We start from the raw sequence: 15,556 nt of genomic DNA on the forward strand, positions 1-15,556 counted from the left end.
TACGGCGGCCACGGCTATATCGAGGAATGGGGCATGTCGCAGTTCACCCGCGACGCCCGCATTGCCATGATCTACGAAGGGGCCAACGGCGTTCAGGCGCTCGATCTGGTGGGCCGCAAGCTGGCACAGGATGGCGGCAAACACGTCATGGCCTTCTTCGAACTGGTCAAGACCTTCCTCAAGGAGAACGAGGGCAATGAGGCGCTCAAGGCCGATTTCCTTGATCCGCTCAAGGCTGCGTCCAAGGATTTGCAAGCCTCTGCCATGTTCTTCATGCAGAACGGGATGAAGAACCCCAACGCGGCGCTCGCTGGCTCCTATGACTTCATGCACCTCTTTGGTCATGTCTGCCTTGGCCTGATGTGGGCGCGGATGGCGAAGGCGGCCCACGCGGCGCTCGATGCTGGCACCTCGGATGAGGCGTTTTACAAGACCAAGCTGGCGACGGGCCGCTTCTACATGAAGCGCCGCTTGCCCGCGACGGCACTGCATCTGGCCCGTATCCAGAGCGGTGCCGATACGGTCATGGCACTCGAGGCCGAAGCGTTCTGAGGAGAGACTGCTAGGGAGGAGGGACAGATGCCGAAACGCTTTCGCCTCACGCGCCGCTTCAATGCGGCGATGACCGAGGATGGCTACCGCCGCCTGCGCCGGTTTGCGCAGGACTCGGGGCTGGATGAGGGCGAGGCGCTGTCCTTTCTCTTCGAGAATTTCGACAGCGTGATCAATGAGGAAACCTTTGCGCACCGTCTCAGGCTCTTCAATTCCGAACTTGAGGCACGCAAACGTTAAGGCGGCAAAGGGAAGGGAGGCCCGGCCATGACCTGGATGACAGACGAGCACCGGATGCTCTCGGACATGACCGCCAAGTTCATCACCGAGGAATGGCGGCCGCATTTTGCCCGTTGGCGCAAGGCGGGGATCATGGACCGCGACTGCTGGCTTGAGGCGGGGGCCCTTGGCCTGCTCTGCCCGTCCATCCCCGAGGAATATGGCGGCGCTGGCGGCGATTTCGGGCATGAAGCAGTCATCTGCATCGAACAGGGCCGCGCCAATCTGGCAAGCTGGGGCAATCCCATCCATTCCGGCATCGTCGCACATTATATCCTCGCCTATGGGTCCGAGGCGCAAAAGCAGAAATGGCTGCCCAAGATGGTTTCGGGCGAAATGGTTGGCGCGCTGGCCATGACCGAGCCCGCCGCCGGATCGGATGTGCAGGGCATCAAGACCCGCGCCATCCGGGACGGCAACGCTTATCGGCTTTCGGGGCAAAAGACCTTTATTACCAACGGCCAGCATGCCGAGCTGATCATCGTCGCGGCCAAGACCGACCCCAAGGAAGGGGCCAAGGGCATCTCGCTGGTGGTTCTGGAAACCGAAGGCGCGCAGGGTTTCACGCGCGGGCGCAATCTTGAAAAGGTCGGGATGCATGCGGGCGACACGTCCGAGCTGTTCTTCGACAACGTCGAGATCCCGCCGGAGAACATCCTTGGCGGCGAGGAGGGGCGCGGCTTCTATCAGATGATGCAGCAATTGCCGCAGGAACGCCTGATCATCGCCTGTGGTGCACAAGGGGCGATGGAGGGCGCGGTAGAGCGCACGATCACCTATTGCAAGGAGCGTCAGGCCTTTGGTGGCCCGGTTCTTCAGTTCCAGAATACGCGCTTCAAGCTGGCTGAATGCCAGACCAAGACCGCCGTCTGCCGCGCGTTTCTGGATGCGTGCATCATTGAGCATCTAAGCGGCGACCTCAGCGTGGAAAAGGCCGCGATGGCCAAATACTGGCTGACTGACAGCCAAGGCGAAGTGCTGGATGATTGTCTGCAACTGCATGGCGGCTATGGCTATATGCAGGAATACGACATCGCAGAAATGTGGGCCGATGCCCGCGTGCAGCGCATCTATGGCGGCACCAACGAAATCATGAAAGAGCTGATCGCGCGTGGCTTTGCGTCGGAGAAAACCGCATGATCCTGTGCCCGACCTTGCTTTCAGGATGCCTTCGGCGAGAGTATTTTCGCCAAGAAGAAGGCCCGGTGCTGCGCAAACCGGCGAGAGAGCAGAATCTTTACATGGGCGGTCATCGGCGCTTCGGCCCTTTGCGCACCGGCAATGAAACCGTGTTCACGTTGAGGGTGGGTGAATTCCCTGCGTCTTCTTGGCAAAAATACTTGAAACCCACGCGAGCATCAGGAGCGGGAGCATGACGATCAAACTCTATTGCATGGGCGAAAGCGGCAACGCCTACAAGGCGGCGCTTGCGCTGGAAATGAGCGGACTGGCATGGGAACCGGTCTATGTCGATTTCTTCGGAGGTGAGACCCGCACGCCAGAGTTCCGCAAGATCAACGTCATGGGCGAGGTGCCGGTGTTGGTCGATGACGACGTGACGCTGACTCAATCGGGTGTCATGCAGATGTATATCACCGAGAAGACCGGCAAGTTCGGCGGAACCACGCCCGAGGAGGCACGTGAGGTGATGCGCTGGGTGTTCTGGGACAATCACAAGCTCAGCTCTCAGGCCGGCATGACGCGGTTCTTGATGAACTTCCTGCCCGAGGACAAGCGCCCGGAGGCGGTGATCCCCTTTTCCCAAGGTCGTCTCAAGGCCGCCTATACCACCCTCGACACCCATCTTGAGGGGCGCGACTGGATCGTGGGAGACGCGATCACCAATGCGGATCTGAGCTGCTGTGGGTATCTCTTTTATCCCGAACCCTTCGGCTTTGACCGCGCCGAGTGGCCCAATATCGACCGGTGGCTGAGCAACATCAGCGCCACGCCCGGCTGGAAACACCCCTATGACCTGATGCCCGGCAGCCCCGCTGACCGCGCCTGAACGAAGGAGACCGATATGTCTGACGCTTATATCTACGACACCGTGCGCACGCCGCGCGGCAAGGGCCGCAAGGATGGCGCGCTGCACGAGGTCACGGCCGCGCGCCTCTCGGCGCAGGTGCTCAATGCGCTCAAGTCCCGCAACGGTTTCGATGGTCATGCCGTCGAGGACGTGATCTGGGGCAATGTCACGCAGGTGATGGAGCAGGGCGGCTGCCTTGCGCGAACTGCCGTGCTCGCCTCTGATCTGGATGAGAGCATTCCCGGCCTTGCCATCAACCGCTTTTGCGCCTCTGGCATGGAGGCGGTGAACCTTGCCGCCAACCAGATCAAGGGCGGGGCCGGTGACGCCTATATTGCAGGCGGGGTCGAGATGATGGGCCGCGTTGCCATGGGCAGCGACGGTGCGGCAATTGCCGTGGACCCGTCGATTGCGATGGAAACCTATTTCGTGCCGCAGGGTATTTCCGCGGACATCATCGCCACCGAATACGGGTTCAGCCGGGATGAGGCGGACGCGCTCGCGATGGAGTCGCAGCGCCGGGCCAAGGCGGCGTGGGATGACAAGCGGTTTGCGAAGTCGATCATCGAGGTGCAGGATCAGAACGGCCTGACCATTCTTGACCATGACGAATACATGCGCCCCGGCACCGACATGCAGACACTGGGCGCACTCACGCCGGCGTTTCAGGCGATGGGCGAGGTAATGCCGGGTTTCGATACGATCGCCAAGATGAAGTATCCCCATCTGGAGCGGATCAACCATATCCACCATGCCGGTAATTCGTCTGGCATCGTCGATGGTGCGGCGGGTGTGCTCATTGGTTCCAAGGAATTTGGTGAGAAGTGGGGCCTCAAGCCCCGCGCGCGGATCGTGCAGACCTGCAAGATCGGCACCGATCCCACGATCATGCTAACCGGCCCCGTTCCCGCCACACAGAAAATTCTTGCCGACAGCGGCATGTCGATTTCGGACATCGACCTCTTCGAGGTGAACGAGGCCTTCGCCAGCGTTGTCCTACGGTTTCAGCAGGCCTTCAATGTCGATCCCGGTCTGGTCAATGTGAACGGCGGCGCAATCGCCATGGGCCATCCGCTGGGGGCCACGGGCGCCATCATCATCGGCACGCTGCTGGACGAGTTGGAGCGCACGGGCAAGGGCACGGGTCTTGCCACGCTCTGCATCGCATCCGGCATGGGGGCCGCCACGATCATCGAGCGCGTCTGATGCCAAAGCTGGACCTTTCCAAGATCCCGTTCAAGGGCGGCTCAAGCTATCCCGGCAAGCTGGCCCAGGCCATGGCCGGGCGCAGCAGCCAGGCCTTGGGCGATGCAGGCGGGCTCAGCCAGTATGGCGTTAATCTCGTGCGGCTTGACCCCGGCGCGATGTCGTCCTTGCGCCATTACCATATGGCGCAGGACGAGTTCGTGATGGTGACGGAAGGAACCTGCACCCTGATTGACGATCAGGGCGAGCACACGATGCAGGCCGGCGATTGTGCCACTTTCCCGGCAGGCGAGGCCAATGGCCATCACCTTGTGAACAAGACCGAAGTGCCCGCCGTTTTTCTGGTGGTGGGCACACGAACCGAAACAGAGACCGGATATTACAGCGATCTCGACATGAAGGTGTCGGTGGATGCGGCCGGTTACACCTTTACCCGCAAAGATGGCAGCCCGCTGACGGCTGACCAGATCGGAGAGTAAGACATGACTGATTTCACGATGAAAACCGACAGCGACGGCGTGGCCATCATCACATGGGACACCGTTGGCAAGTCGATGAATGTTATGAACGGCCAGGGGTTTCTTGACCTTGAGGCGCTGATTGACAAGGCCTTGGCGGATGAGGCCGTCAAGGGCGTGATCATCACCTCTGGCAAAGAGGGGTCCTTCGCGGGCGGTATGGACCTCAACATCATCGCCAAGATGCGCGATGACGCGGGCGACAATCCCGCCAAGGGGCTCTTTGACGGGGTGATGGGGATGCATGCCATCCTGCGCAAGATCGAGCGCGCGGGCATGGACCCCAAGACCAACAAGGGTGGCAAGCCGATTGCCGCCGCTCTGCCTGGCACGGCGCTTGGCATTGGCCTTGAAATTCCGCTGGCCTGTCACCGCATCTTTGCCGCCGACAACCCCTCGGCCAAAATCGGCCTGCCCGAGATCATGGTCGGGATTTTTCCCGGTGCGGGCGGCACAACACGTCTTGTGCGCAAGTTGGGCGCGATGGCGGCCTCGCCTCTCCTGCTTGAAGGCAAGCTGAACGACCCGAAAAAGGCCAAGGCCGCCGGCGTCGTCGATGAGGTGGTGCCCGCCGATCAACTGATCGAGAAAGCGCGTGAATGGGTTCTGAGCAACCCCGTGATCGTCAAGCCCTGGGATGACAAGGGCTACAAGATGCCCGGCGGAGCGCCCTATCACCCGGCAGGCTTCATGACATTCGTCGGCGCGTCGGCCATGGTCAACGGCAAGACCCAAGGTGCGTTCCCGGCAGCCAAGGCGCTCTTGTCTGCGGTCTATGAAGGCGCGCTCGTGCCGTTCGACACCGCTCTCAAGATCGAGGCGCGCTGGTTCGTCAATGTGCTGATGAACCCGAGTTCCAGTGCGATGATCCGCTCGCTTTTCATCAACAAGGAGGCGCTGGAAAAGGGCGCCAACCGCCCCGACGTGTCCGATCAGAAGGTCAAGAAGGTCGGCGTGATGGGCGCGGGCATGATGGGGGCGGGCATCGCTCTTGTCTCCGCCATGGCGGGCATGCAGGTGGTCCTGATCGACCAGAAGCAAGAGGCGGCGGACAAGGGCAAATCCTATACTGCCGATTTCATGGATCAGGGCATCAAGCGTGGCAAGGCCACGGCAGAAAAGAAGTCGGCGACGCTGGACCTCATCACTGCGACGACGGATTACGCGGCGCTCAAGGGCTGCGATCTGATCATCGAAGCGGTGTTCGAGGACCCGAAGGTCAAGGCCGAAGTTACCAAAGAGGTGCTCAACGTTGTGGACAAAGAGTGCATTTTTGCCACCAATACGTCCACTCTGCCGATCACCGAACTTGCGAAAGCCTCGGATAACCCCGAAAACTTCATCGGTATCCACTTCTTCTCGCCGGTGGAAAAGATGATGCTGGTCGAGATCATCAAAGGTGCGAAAACCGGCCCCCGCGCCGTCGCCAAGGCGCTGGATTACGTCCGGCAAATCCGCAAGACGCCGATCGTGGTCAATGATGCACGCTTCTTCTACTGCAACCGATGCATCATTCCCTATATCAACGAGGGTCTGCGCATGGTGGCCGAGGGCGTGGCGCCCGCGCTCATCGACAATGCCGCGCGGCAGCTTGGGTTCCCGGTTGGGCCGCTGCAACTGGTCGATGAAACCTCGATTGATCTGGGTGCGAAAATCGCCCGCGCCACCAAGGCGGCCATGGGCGATGCCTACCCGGATGCCGCTGTCGACGAGGTGATCTTCTACATGGAAGGCGAGGGGCGTCTGGGCCGCAAATCCAAGGCCGGGTTCTTTGACTATGACGAAAAGGGCAAGCGTCTGGGTTATTGGCCGGGTTTGGCCACCAAATATCCCCGCGCCGCAGAACAGCCCGATCTGCATGAGGTTCAGCATCGCCTGATGTTTGCACAAGTGCTCGAAGCGGTGCGTGCGCTGGAGGAGGGTGTGCTCGAGGACATCCGCGAAGGCGACGTGGGCGCAATTCTAGCCTGGGGCTTTGCGCCCTGGTCGGGCGGGCCGTTTGCCTGGCTCGACATCATCGGCACGCCCTATGCCGCAGAGCGGTGCGACCAGTTGGCCGAAAAATTCGGCCCGCGTTTCACAACGCCCAAACTGCTGCGCGAGATGGCGGACAAAACCCAGAGCTTCTATGGACGCTTTGGCGGGCAGGCGGCTGCGGCCTGATGATACGATCCCCGGCGCGCTGCTGCGGCGCGCCGGGGGGCACATTCAAAGCGGCACGAATGCGTCCTGATTGCCGCTATATTGTTCCAGAGCACCAGAGCCTATTTCGTGCCAGAGCCCGTGAAGCGTAAGCGCGCCCTCTGACACGGCCTTGGCCACGAACGGAAACGTCATCAGGTTCTCGAGCGAGATCACCACCGCCTGTTTTTCCAGCGCATTCATCTGGGCGTCGGCATCGGCCATATCCCTGACCCGCTCATATCCGGGCCGCAGGATATCGAGCCACCGTCCGACAAAGCTGGTCTGCTTTTCCAGCTCTGGCGCATGGCCCGAGCACATGTCCATGCAGCCTTTGACCCCGCCGCAGGCGGAATGACCGATCACGATCACATGCGCCACCTTGAGCGCCGTCACCGCATATTCCACCGCCGCCGAGGTGCCGTGCTGGGCGCCATCACTCACATATGGCGGGACAAGGTTGGCGATATTGCGGTGGATAAAGAACTCTCCCTGATCCGCCCCAAAGATCGAGGTCACATGCACGCGGCTGTCACAACATGAAATCACCATCGCGCGCGGGTGCTGACCCTGCTGCGCCAGATGCCGATACCACGACTGGTTCTCGGTATAGCTCGTGGCCTTCCAGCCATGAAAGCGGTGCACCAGATAGGCGGGCAGGGGGCGGGCATGTTCCATGGTCTCTCCCGGGGTTTGGGCAATCGACTGGTCAATAGTCGGGATTCGCCTCGAATTCGAGTGACAATTTGCGCCGCCGGAAACCATTTGGGAACTGCAATGGCGTCATTCTGCCCGCGCCGTGGGGGCAAACTGACATCGTGGGTGAGAATGTGGACCAAGTGACATTGCTGAAACAACAGGAGCAGGTGCGGCTCGACGCGCATCGGCTTGCGGCGCTCTACTTGCAATTGGGAGAGGCAAATGCCGAGGATGTGGTGTGTCGCGCGCTCGAGGAACTGGCGGCGCGGCTTACCCATGCCGAGCGGCTTTACCGTGAGGGGCAAATGGCTGATCTGCGCAAATGCACGCGCAGCCTGATCGCCATCGCGGATCAGATCGGTATGCTGCATCTGGCGCGGGTGGCGGGGGATGTAACCGCCTCTATCGACGCAGGTGATGCCAATGCCCTTGCCGCGACCTTTGCGCGGCTGCTGCGGATCGGTGAGCGCTCGCTTTGCGAAATCTGGGATATGTCCGACCTGCCCCTGTGACCGGGTCAAATGACGGGTTGCAGGCGGCGCAATCGTGGCTAGGCTGGCGCGCATTGTTCTTGCCAGAAGGTCCGCCAGAATGAGCCTCAGATTCGCTGCTCCCGACACGCCCGCCCTGCCGCTGCATCTTGTAGCTGAGGAGGCTCTTGAGGGGTGGCTTGCAGGGCAAACGCCCGAAGTTGCGGCATGGGTGCGCGCCATGGGGTTCACGGGTGCCCTTGGGCGCGTTCTGATCGTGCCCGATACGGCGGGCGGCATTGCCATGGCCTTGGGCGGTTATGGAACGGCTGCGACGCGCGCACGGGGTCGGTTTCATCTGGCGGGGATCGCTGCGGCCTTGCCCGCCTTCACTTACCGTGTCGAGGGTCTGCCCGAGGATCAGGCCGAGACCGAGTGCTTGGGTTGGCTCTTGTCGCATTACGCCTACGAGCGCTATCGTGCCCAGTCCCCGGCCAAGGCGCGGCTGGTCGCGCCCGAGGGTATTGACGCCGCGCGGCTGGAGATCATTGCGGCGGGTGAGGCGCTGACCCGCGATCTCATCAACACCCCGGCCAATGATCTTGGCCCCGATGCCCTTGAGGCCGCGTGTGTTGCCATCGCAGATCAGCAGGGTGCGCGCATGACTTGCGTGCGGGGCGAGGACCTGCTCGCGCAGAATTTTCCGTTGATCCACACTGTCGGGCGCGCCTCTGCTGTGCCGCCGCGCCTCATAGATATGCGGTGGGGTGAGAATGGCCCAAAGTTGACCTTGGTCGGCAAGGGGGTCTGTTTCGACACCGGTGGGCTCAATCTCAAACCCGGCTCCTCCATGGGGTTGATGAAGAAAGACATGGGCGGGGCCGCCACGGTTCTGGGGCTTGCGCATATGATCATGGCGATTGGCCTGCCCGTGCAGTTGCGCGTGCTCATTCCGGCGGTGGAAAACGCGGTTGCAGGCAATGCCTTTCGTCCCGGCGACATCCTGACCGCGCGCAATGGCCTCACGGTCGAGGTCAACAACACCGATGCCGAGGGGCGATTGGTGCTGGCGGATGCGCTATCCTATGGGGCCGAGGATGCACCCGATCTGATGATCTCCATGGCAACCCTCACCGGGGCCGCGCGCGTGGCGCTTGGGCCGGACCTTTCGCCCTATTACACCGACGATGCCCGTTTTGCCGAGGCACTTGAGGCCGCAGCGGCGCGCGTGGCCGATCCGGTCTGGCGTCTGCCCTTCCATACCCCCTACGAGGCGATGATCGAGCCGGGGATTGCCGATCTCGACAACGCGCCTTCGGGGGGCTTTGCAGGCTCGATCACCGCTGCGCTTTTCCTGCGGCGCTTTGCGGGTGGGCTGAACTATAGCCATTTCGACATCTACGGCTGGACGCCGACGGCTGCCCCCGCCCGCCCCAAGGGCGGTGTCGGCATGGGCGCCCGCGCATTGCTGGAGGCTATACCCGAGGTGCTGGGGCTGTGACCGCAAGCCGCCTCATTGCCATGCCTCTCGTTGACCTCTTGCGTTGCCCGGATGGTCCGCGCGACAGGCAACTTTTGATGGGAGAGTCCGTGACCGTGACCGGCGTCACGGATGGCTGGGCAGAGGTCCGCGCCGCCCGCGACGGCTATCCGGGATTTGTGCCCATGGCGGCGCTGACAGAGGGGATCGTCACACACCGCGTCAGCGCCCGCGCGACGCATGTCTACCCCAAGCCGGATTTCAAGGCCCGTGAGCTGTTCAGTCTTGGTCACGGTGCGTGTCTTGAGGTGCTTTCTGACGAGGGACGCTTTGCCGAAACACCGCAAGGCTATGTGCCGCGGGCGCATCTGACGGCTCTGGCGGTGCATGCGGCCGACCCTGTCGCCGTGGCCGAGATTTATCTTGGCACCCCCTATCTTTGGGGCGGCAATTCGAGTTTCGGCATCGACTGCTCTGGTCTGGTGCAGGCAGGATGCCTGGCCTGCGGCATCGCCTGCCCCGGTGACAGTGGCCCGCAAGAGCAAGGTCTGGGGGAACACCTGTCAGATACTGCGCCGCTTCGACGCGGCGATCTTCTTTTTTGGCGCGGGCATGTGGCGTGGGTTTCGGACCCTGACACGCTCCTCCATGCCAACGCGCATCACATGGCCGTGGCCTATGAACCCATCACGGATGCCATCGCCCGTATCGCGGCACAGGGCGACGGCCCCGTCACCTCTCGCAAACGCTTGAAAGGACTGTCATGACCTCCGATCCCTTCTTTCACCCGATTTCCGGTTTTGAGTTGCCGCGCTTTGCCGGCGTGCCAACCTTCATGCGTCTGCCTTATGTGCCCAACGGGCATGAGCGGTACAAAGACGTGCAGATCGGTCTAATTGGCGTGCCCTGGGATAGCGGCACCACCAACCGGCCCGGTCCGCGTCACGGCCCCCGCCAATTGCGGGATGCCTCGACGATGATCCGCGCGCAGCACCCGACATCCGGCATGCGCCCGTTCGAGGCAGTGAATTGCGCCGATCTGGGGGATGTGGGGCCAAACCCTGCGGATATCATCGACAGCATGCGTCGGATTACTGAATTTTACGATAGTGTGACCGGCGCGGGGATCCTCCCGTTGACCGCAGGCGGTGATCACCTCACGACCCTGCCGGTGCTTCGGTCGCTGGCCCGCCGCGCGCCGGTGGGCATGATCCATTTCGACAGCCACACAGACCTCTATCACTCCTATTTCGGCGGTACGATGTATACCCACGGCACCCCCTTCCGCCGCGCTGTGGAAGAGGGTCTGCTCGACCCCAAGCGCGTGGTGATGATCGGGCTGCGCGGCACCATGTATGACACCGAGGATCGCGATTTCGCGGCGGCCGTTGGCATCCGCCTGATCCTGATCGAGGAATTCCATGCGCGCGGTCCCGAGGATGTGATGGCCGAGGCGCGCGAGATAGCGGGCAGCGGTGATACCTATGTCAGTTACGACATCGATTTTGTTGATCCTACCTTCGCGCCCGGCACCGGCACACCTGAGGTGGGCGGCCCCAACAGCTATCAGGCGTTGCAGGTGGTGCGCGGGCTGGAAGGGGTCAACATCATCGGTGCCGATCTGGTCGAGGTGTCCCCGCCGTTTGACGCCTCTGGCGGCACGGCCTTTTTGGGGGCGTCGATCATGTTTGAACTGCTCTGCGTCATGGCGGGGCAACACGCCGAGGGGTAAGGCCCCAACAGATCACACATGACGCATGGTTTGGCGGTGCCCTCCGCCAAACCCTTTGGAATCCGTGTGCGAATCCTATATGGGATCATATCCCAGCCCGAACCGCGACAGGCCCATGACCCAAACTGCCCCGATCACACAGGATGTTCTGACAATCCCCCGCAAGTTGCCCGAGGGGCCGGTGAACCTTGTCGGTCTCACCCGCGATACCCTGCGCGAGGTTCTGATCGCGCATGGCACGCCCGAAAAGCAGGCCAAGATGCGGGTCAACCAGATCTGGCAATGGATCTATCAATGGGGCGTGCGCGATTTCCACGCCATGACCAATCTGGCCAAGGCCTATCGCGCGGAACTTGCCGAGAAGTTCGTCGTGGCAATCCCCGAAGTGGTCAGCAAACAGGTCAGCGCGGATGGAACGCGCAAGTATCTGGTGCGCATCGCAGGCGGTCATGAGGTCGAGGTTGTCTATATCCCCGAAACCGATCGCGGCACGCTCTGCATTTCCTCTCAGGTCGGATGCACGCTCACCTGTTCGTTTTGCCACACCGGCACGCAGAAACTGGTGCGCAACCTGACGGCCGGCGAGATCATCGGGCAGGTGATGCTCGCGCGCGACGATCTGAACGAATGGCCAAAACCGGGCGAGCCTGCGGGCGAACGTCCGCGGCTCATCAGCAACATCGTCCTCATGGGCATGGGCGAGCCGCTTTATAATTTCGACAACGTGCGCGATGCGATGAAAATCGCCATGGATGGCGAGGGGATTTCCCTCTCGCGCCGCCGCATCACGCTCTCGACCTCTGGTGTGGTGCCTGAGATTGCCAAGACGGCAGAGGAAATCGGCTGTTTGCTGGCCGTGAGCTTTCACGCCACCACCGACGAGGTGCGCGACACGCTGGTGCCGATCAACAAGAAATGGAACATCGCCACGCTGCTCGAGACGCTGCGCGACTATCCGCGCCTGTCGAATTCCGAGCGGATCACCTTTGAATATGTCATGCTCAAAGGGGTCAATGACAGTGATGCCGACGCGCGCCGCCTCGTGCAACTGATCAAGGGTATTCCGGCCAAGATCAATCTCATCCCCTTCAACGAATGGCCCGGCAGCCCATATCAGCGCAGCGATTGGGAGCGGATCGAGCGTTTTGCCGACATCATCTACAAGGCCGGGTATGCCAGCCCGATCCGCACGCCACGGGGCGAGGATATCATGGCCGCCTGCGGCCAGCTCAAATCCGCCACCGAGCGCGCACGCAAATCCCGTGCTCAGATCGAGGCCGAGGTTGGGCATTAGGCCCATGACCGCCTTTCCCTCTCTGCCGCAACCGATGAACGCCAAGGGTGATCCCCGCCTTGTGGGGATCGAGATCGAGCTTGGCGGCTTGCCCGTAGAGCAAGTGGCGCGCCTCTGTGCAACCACGCTGGATGGCACCGCGTGCCAAGTCGACAGCCATATCTGGCGTGTCGAGAACAGTCAGATCGGCGAGATCGACATCTATCTCGACATCTTTCTGCGCAACTCCCAGCAGAGCAAACTGCGTGATCTGGCTCTTGATCTGGGGCGCGATGTGGTGCCGGTGGAAATCGTCACCGAACCGCTCGACATGGATGGCCTTGGCCGTCTTGACGATCTGCGCAATGCCTTGCGGGATGCGGGGGCCTTGGGTAGCGGCGCAGGCTGGTTCTTTGGCTTTGGACTGCATCTCAACATCGAGATGGCCAGCGAGGCGGATGCGGATACGGTGCGTCCCTTGCTGGCCTATGCCCTGATCGAGGATTGGTTGCGCGCCGCCAACCCGATTGACGAGTCCCGGCGCCTCTTGCCCTTTACGGACCCATACCCGATAGATTTCACCCGTGCGTTGATCAAGGCCGGACCGGGTGCCAGCCGCGACCATGTGACAGGTCTCTATCTCGAACTCACCCCAAGCAGAAATCGTGGTCTCGACATGCTGCCGCTCTTTGCGCATTTCGATGAGGCGCGGATCAGGGCGGCCATCACCGACAAGACATCTGCGCGCCCGACCTTTCATTTCCGCTTGCCCGATTGTCGGATCGACGAACCCGACTGGTGCATAGCCGATGAATGGCAGCGCTGGCTCACGGTGGAACGGGCGGCTGCGGATACGGCGCTGCTTACCCGCCTGTCACAGGCATGGCTCGACGATCACGGCCTGCTGACGCTCTCGCGTCAGAGTTGGGCCACCCGCGCGGGACGCATCCTGCAATCGGCGGGGCTGGACCGCGCATGACCTCTCGCCGCCCGGTGATCGGGGTCACTGTCTCGCGCCGCTCGGGGTGGCGTATCTTTCCGCTCATCGCGCTCAATGTGTGGCTGGCTGGCGGGCGTGCCCTGCGGTGGCAGGCGGGGCGTGTCGCCGACATTACCACCGTAGACGGGCTTATCATCGGTGGCGGGGATGACATTTCGCCGGACCTCTATGGCGGACGGCTTGTGAAATCCGCGCGCCTTGATCCTGACCGAGATGCGTTGGAGCGCAAGTTGGTTCTCGCAGCGTTCGAGCATTTCAAGCCTGTCTTGGGCATCTGTCGGGGCAGTCAGATGCTCAACATAGCACTTGGCGGCACGCTGCATCAGGATGCCTATGCCACCTATCAAGCCAGCGACCATATCCGCACCGTGCTTCCGCGCAAGACCGTGCAGATCGTTCGTGGCACGCGCCTGGCAAAGCTCGCTGGGGCAAGGCCGATGAAGGTGAACGCCCTGCACACGCAGGCCGTGGACCGTTTGGGGGATGGGTTGCGCATCGCGGCGCGGGACAGCGGGGGCATGATTCAGGCAATCGAACGGATGACAGAGCCCTTTGCCTTGGGCGTGCAATGGCACCCCGAGCATCTCTTTTATGCGCATCGGCAAATGGGCATCTTTCGTGCGCTCATGGCCGCCGCATCTGCGCGCCGCGACGATGCTGCGCAATTGCCCGGCGTGGATGCTGCGGCACGTTGATCTTGCCCTGACAATTCCCCGGCCCTGCCATAATCCGGTGCGATTGCCGCCACATCCGTCACCTATCCCTAAGATCAGAGGCAAATTTTAACAGGGATAGAAACAATGAACCTGAACCATACTGACAGCAGCACAGAAATCCGCAACCTCGTGATGCGCGAGCGTCATCTCGCCGTTTCCGAGCGGGAATGGAAGCACCGCCTGCGCGGGTATGGCTATGCCATCCGCGACACAGCAGAGGGGCGCTTTGTCACCTCGATCCGTCAGGATGCGCCGCTCTGCCAGCTGAGCTGATCGCGCCCTGTTTCAGGCTGAAATCTACAGGCGACTGACACTTGGGCTGATAGGGCTAAGCCACAAAAACGACAAACCCCCGAAGCATCTGCCCGGGGGTCGTCAAACGTGCCGCAAAAACCTGCGGAGAGCGCTCTTAGAGCATGCCTTCGCGCTGCGCTTTCTTGCGCGCCAGTTTCCGGGCACGGCGAATCGCTTCGGCCTTCTCGCGCGCTTTCTTCTCGGACGGCTTTTCGAAATGTTGCTTGAGCTTCATTTCACGAAAAACGCCTTCGCGCTGCAGTTTTTTCTTCAGAGCGCGGAGCGCCTGATCGACATTGTTGTCGCGAACACTAACCTGCATGTGGTGTCACCACCTTCCTAAGTTAAAGTTGCAATAGATTGCAGGAAGGCGCCGTATAGCAAAGCGTCCCGGATTTGTCTAGGGTGCGCCGCAAGGAGAAACGCCGATGTCCGAACCCGATCTGATGACCCGTCTGCTCGCGGCTGCAGCGATGCATGTGCCGTTCGATGGCTGGAGCGAGACCACTCTGCGCCTCGCTGCCGAGGATGCTGGGATTGCCCCCGGCCTCGTGGCTGCTATCTGCCCGCGGGGCGCGGTCGATCTTGCGCTCGCCTATCATGCGGCCGGGGATGCCGCGATGCTGAAACGACTGGCCGAGACGGATCTGAGCAGCTTACGTTTTCGTGACCGCGTGGCCTTTGCCGTGCGGGCACGTCTGGAAGCGGTCGAGGATCGCGAACTTGTCCGCCGGGGTATGACCCTCTTTTCCCTGCCACCCTATGCCGCCGATGGCGCGCGCGCGCTCTGGCAAACTGCGGATCACATCTGGATGGCGCTTGGCGATACATCCGAGGATGTGAATTGGTACACCAAACGCGCCACGCTGTCCGGCGTCTATGGCGCGACCGTTCTTTATTGGTTGGGCGACGACAGCGAAGGTCAAACCCGCACATGGGAGTTTCTGGATCGTCGCGTCGAGGATGTGATGCAGATCGAGAAACTCAAGGCACAGGCCCGTGACAACCGGTGGATGTCGGGCCTCATGGCGGGACCGCTCAACTTTTTGAGCCGCATCCGTGCGCCCCAAGCAAGTGCGCAGACCGGGATGCCGGGTCGTTGGAACGGGCCGAACTGAGAACAGGGA

At 61.7% G+C, this 15,556-nt stretch carries 18 protein-coding genes; 16 read left to right on the forward strand and 2 right to left on the reverse strand.

Annotated features, from left to right (window positions below; genetic code table 11):
* The 7 genes from AACZ65_RS09510 to AACZ65_RS09540 all read left to right on the forward strand — a co-directional run.
* The coding region (locus AACZ65_RS09510) for an acyl-CoA dehydrogenase (RefSeq protein WP_339670227.1) at positions 1–552 on the forward strand (552 nt) is incomplete at its 5' end.
* 27 nt (positions 553–579) lie between these two features.
* Positions 580–792 carry a hypothetical protein gene (locus tag AACZ65_RS09515; RefSeq protein WP_037270221.1) on the forward strand — a complete coding sequence of 71 codons (213 nt, stop codon included), beginning with the start codon at positions 580–582 and terminating at the stop codon, positions 790–792.
* Positions 793–819: 27 nt separating this feature from the next.
* The gene (locus AACZ65_RS09520) at positions 820–1,971 is read left to right on the forward strand and encodes an acyl-CoA dehydrogenase family protein (protein ID WP_339670230.1); all 1,152 of its coding nucleotides are present in this window, start codon (positions 820–822) and stop codon (positions 1,969–1,971) included.
* A gap of 232 nt (positions 1,972–2,203) precedes the next feature.
* Positions 2,204–2,839 (forward strand): glutathione S-transferase, encoded by a 636-nt coding sequence (locus AACZ65_RS09525; protein ID WP_339670232.1) that lies wholly within the window; start codon positions 2,204–2,206, stop codon positions 2,837–2,839.
* A gap of 15 nt (positions 2,840–2,854) precedes the next feature.
* Entirely contained in the window at positions 2,855–4,066 is a 1,212-nt protein-coding gene (locus tag AACZ65_RS09530) for an acetyl-CoA C-acetyltransferase (RefSeq protein ID WP_339670235.1), read from the forward strand.
* The gene (locus tag AACZ65_RS09535; protein ID WP_339670237.1) at positions 4,066–4,545 is read left to right on the forward strand and encodes a cupin domain-containing protein; all 480 of its coding nucleotides are present in this window, start codon (positions 4,066–4,068) and stop codon (positions 4,543–4,545) included. The genes AACZ65_RS09530 and AACZ65_RS09535 overlap by 1 nt, the downstream gene beginning before the upstream one ends.
* A gap of 3 nt (positions 4,546–4,548) precedes the next feature.
* Complete coding sequence (locus AACZ65_RS09540) at positions 4,549–6,747, forward strand: 3-hydroxyacyl-CoA dehydrogenase NAD-binding domain-containing protein (protein WP_339670238.1); 2,199 nt, start codon at positions 4,549–4,551, stop codon at positions 6,745–6,747.
* A gap of 45 nt (positions 6,748–6,792) precedes the next feature.
* On the opposite strand, the gene AACZ65_RS09545 is transcribed toward AACZ65_RS09540, so the two are convergent.
* A complete protein-coding gene (locus AACZ65_RS09545; protein ID WP_339670240.1) occupies positions 6,793–7,443 on the reverse strand; it encodes a carbonic anhydrase in 651 nt (216 codons plus the stop codon).
* A 152-nt stretch (positions 7,444–7,595) separates the two neighbouring features.
* On the opposite strand from AACZ65_RS09545, the gene AACZ65_RS09550 reads away from it, so the two are divergent.
* The 8 genes from AACZ65_RS09550 to AACZ65_RS09585 all read left to right on the forward strand — a co-directional run bounded on the left by AACZ65_RS09550 (position 7,596) and on the right by AACZ65_RS09585 (position 14,408).
* The gene (locus tag AACZ65_RS09550; RefSeq protein WP_339670242.1) at positions 7,596–7,976 is read left to right on the forward strand and encodes a hypothetical protein; all 381 of its coding nucleotides are present in this window, start codon (positions 7,596–7,598) and stop codon (positions 7,974–7,976) included.
* Between the two features lie 79 nt (positions 7,977–8,055).
* A complete protein-coding gene (locus AACZ65_RS09555) occupies positions 8,056–9,435 on the forward strand; it encodes a leucyl aminopeptidase family protein (protein WP_339670244.1) in 1,380 nt (459 codons plus the stop codon).
* Positions 9,432–10,181 (forward strand): NlpC/P60 family protein, encoded by a 750-nt coding sequence (locus AACZ65_RS09560; protein WP_339670245.1) that lies wholly within the window; start codon positions 9,432–9,434, stop codon positions 10,179–10,181. Before AACZ65_RS09555 ends, AACZ65_RS09560 begins: the two co-directional genes overlap by 4 nt.
* Positions 10,178–11,146 carry an agmatinase gene (locus AACZ65_RS09565; protein WP_339670247.1) on the forward strand — a complete coding sequence of 323 codons (969 nt, stop codon included), beginning with the start codon at positions 10,178–10,180 and terminating at the stop codon, positions 11,144–11,146. The genes AACZ65_RS09560 and AACZ65_RS09565 overlap by 4 nt, the downstream gene beginning before the upstream one ends.
* A 115-nt stretch (positions 11,147–11,261) precedes the next feature.
* On the forward strand, positions 11,262–12,440 hold the full coding sequence (gene rlmN, locus AACZ65_RS09570; protein ID WP_037270205.1) for a 23S rRNA (adenine(2503)-C(2))-methyltransferase RlmN: 1,179 nt from the start codon (positions 11,262–11,264) through the stop codon (positions 12,438–12,440).
* Between the two features lie 4 nt (positions 12,441–12,444).
* On the forward strand, positions 12,445–13,398 hold the full coding sequence (locus AACZ65_RS09575) for an amidoligase family protein (RefSeq protein WP_339670250.1): 954 nt from the start codon (positions 12,445–12,447) through the stop codon (positions 13,396–13,398).
* Positions 13,395–14,114, forward strand: a complete 720-nt coding sequence (locus tag AACZ65_RS09580) for a gamma-glutamyl-gamma-aminobutyrate hydrolase family protein (protein ID WP_339670252.1) — start codon at positions 13,395–13,397, stop codon at positions 14,112–14,114. The genes AACZ65_RS09575 and AACZ65_RS09580 overlap by 4 nt, the downstream gene beginning before the upstream one ends.
* Positions 14,115–14,219: 105 nt before the next feature.
* Positions 14,220–14,408: a hypothetical protein gene (locus tag AACZ65_RS09585; protein WP_037270200.1), complete on the forward strand. Its 189-nt coding sequence runs from the start codon at positions 14,220–14,222 to the stop codon at positions 14,406–14,408.
* A gap of 136 nt (positions 14,409–14,544) precedes the next feature.
* Here AACZ65_RS09585 and rpsU read toward each other — a convergent pair whose 3' ends face one another.
* Entirely contained in the window at positions 14,545–14,751 is a 207-nt protein-coding gene (gene rpsU, locus AACZ65_RS09590; protein WP_008207378.1) for a 30S ribosomal protein S21, read from the reverse strand.
* A gap of 106 nt (positions 14,752–14,857) precedes the next feature.
* Here rpsU and AACZ65_RS09595 point away from each other — a divergent pair, with 106 nt between their 5' ends.
* A complete protein-coding gene (locus AACZ65_RS09595; RefSeq protein ID WP_339670300.1) occupies positions 14,858–15,547 on the forward strand; it encodes a COQ9 family protein in 690 nt (229 codons plus the stop codon).
* The last annotated feature ends 9 nt before the right edge of the window (positions 15,548–15,556 follow it).

This window comes from uncultured Roseovarius sp., assembly GCF_963972555.1.
Taxonomy (GTDB): Bacteria; Pseudomonadota; Alphaproteobacteria; order Rhodobacterales; family Rhodobacteraceae; genus Roseovarius; species Roseovarius mucosus.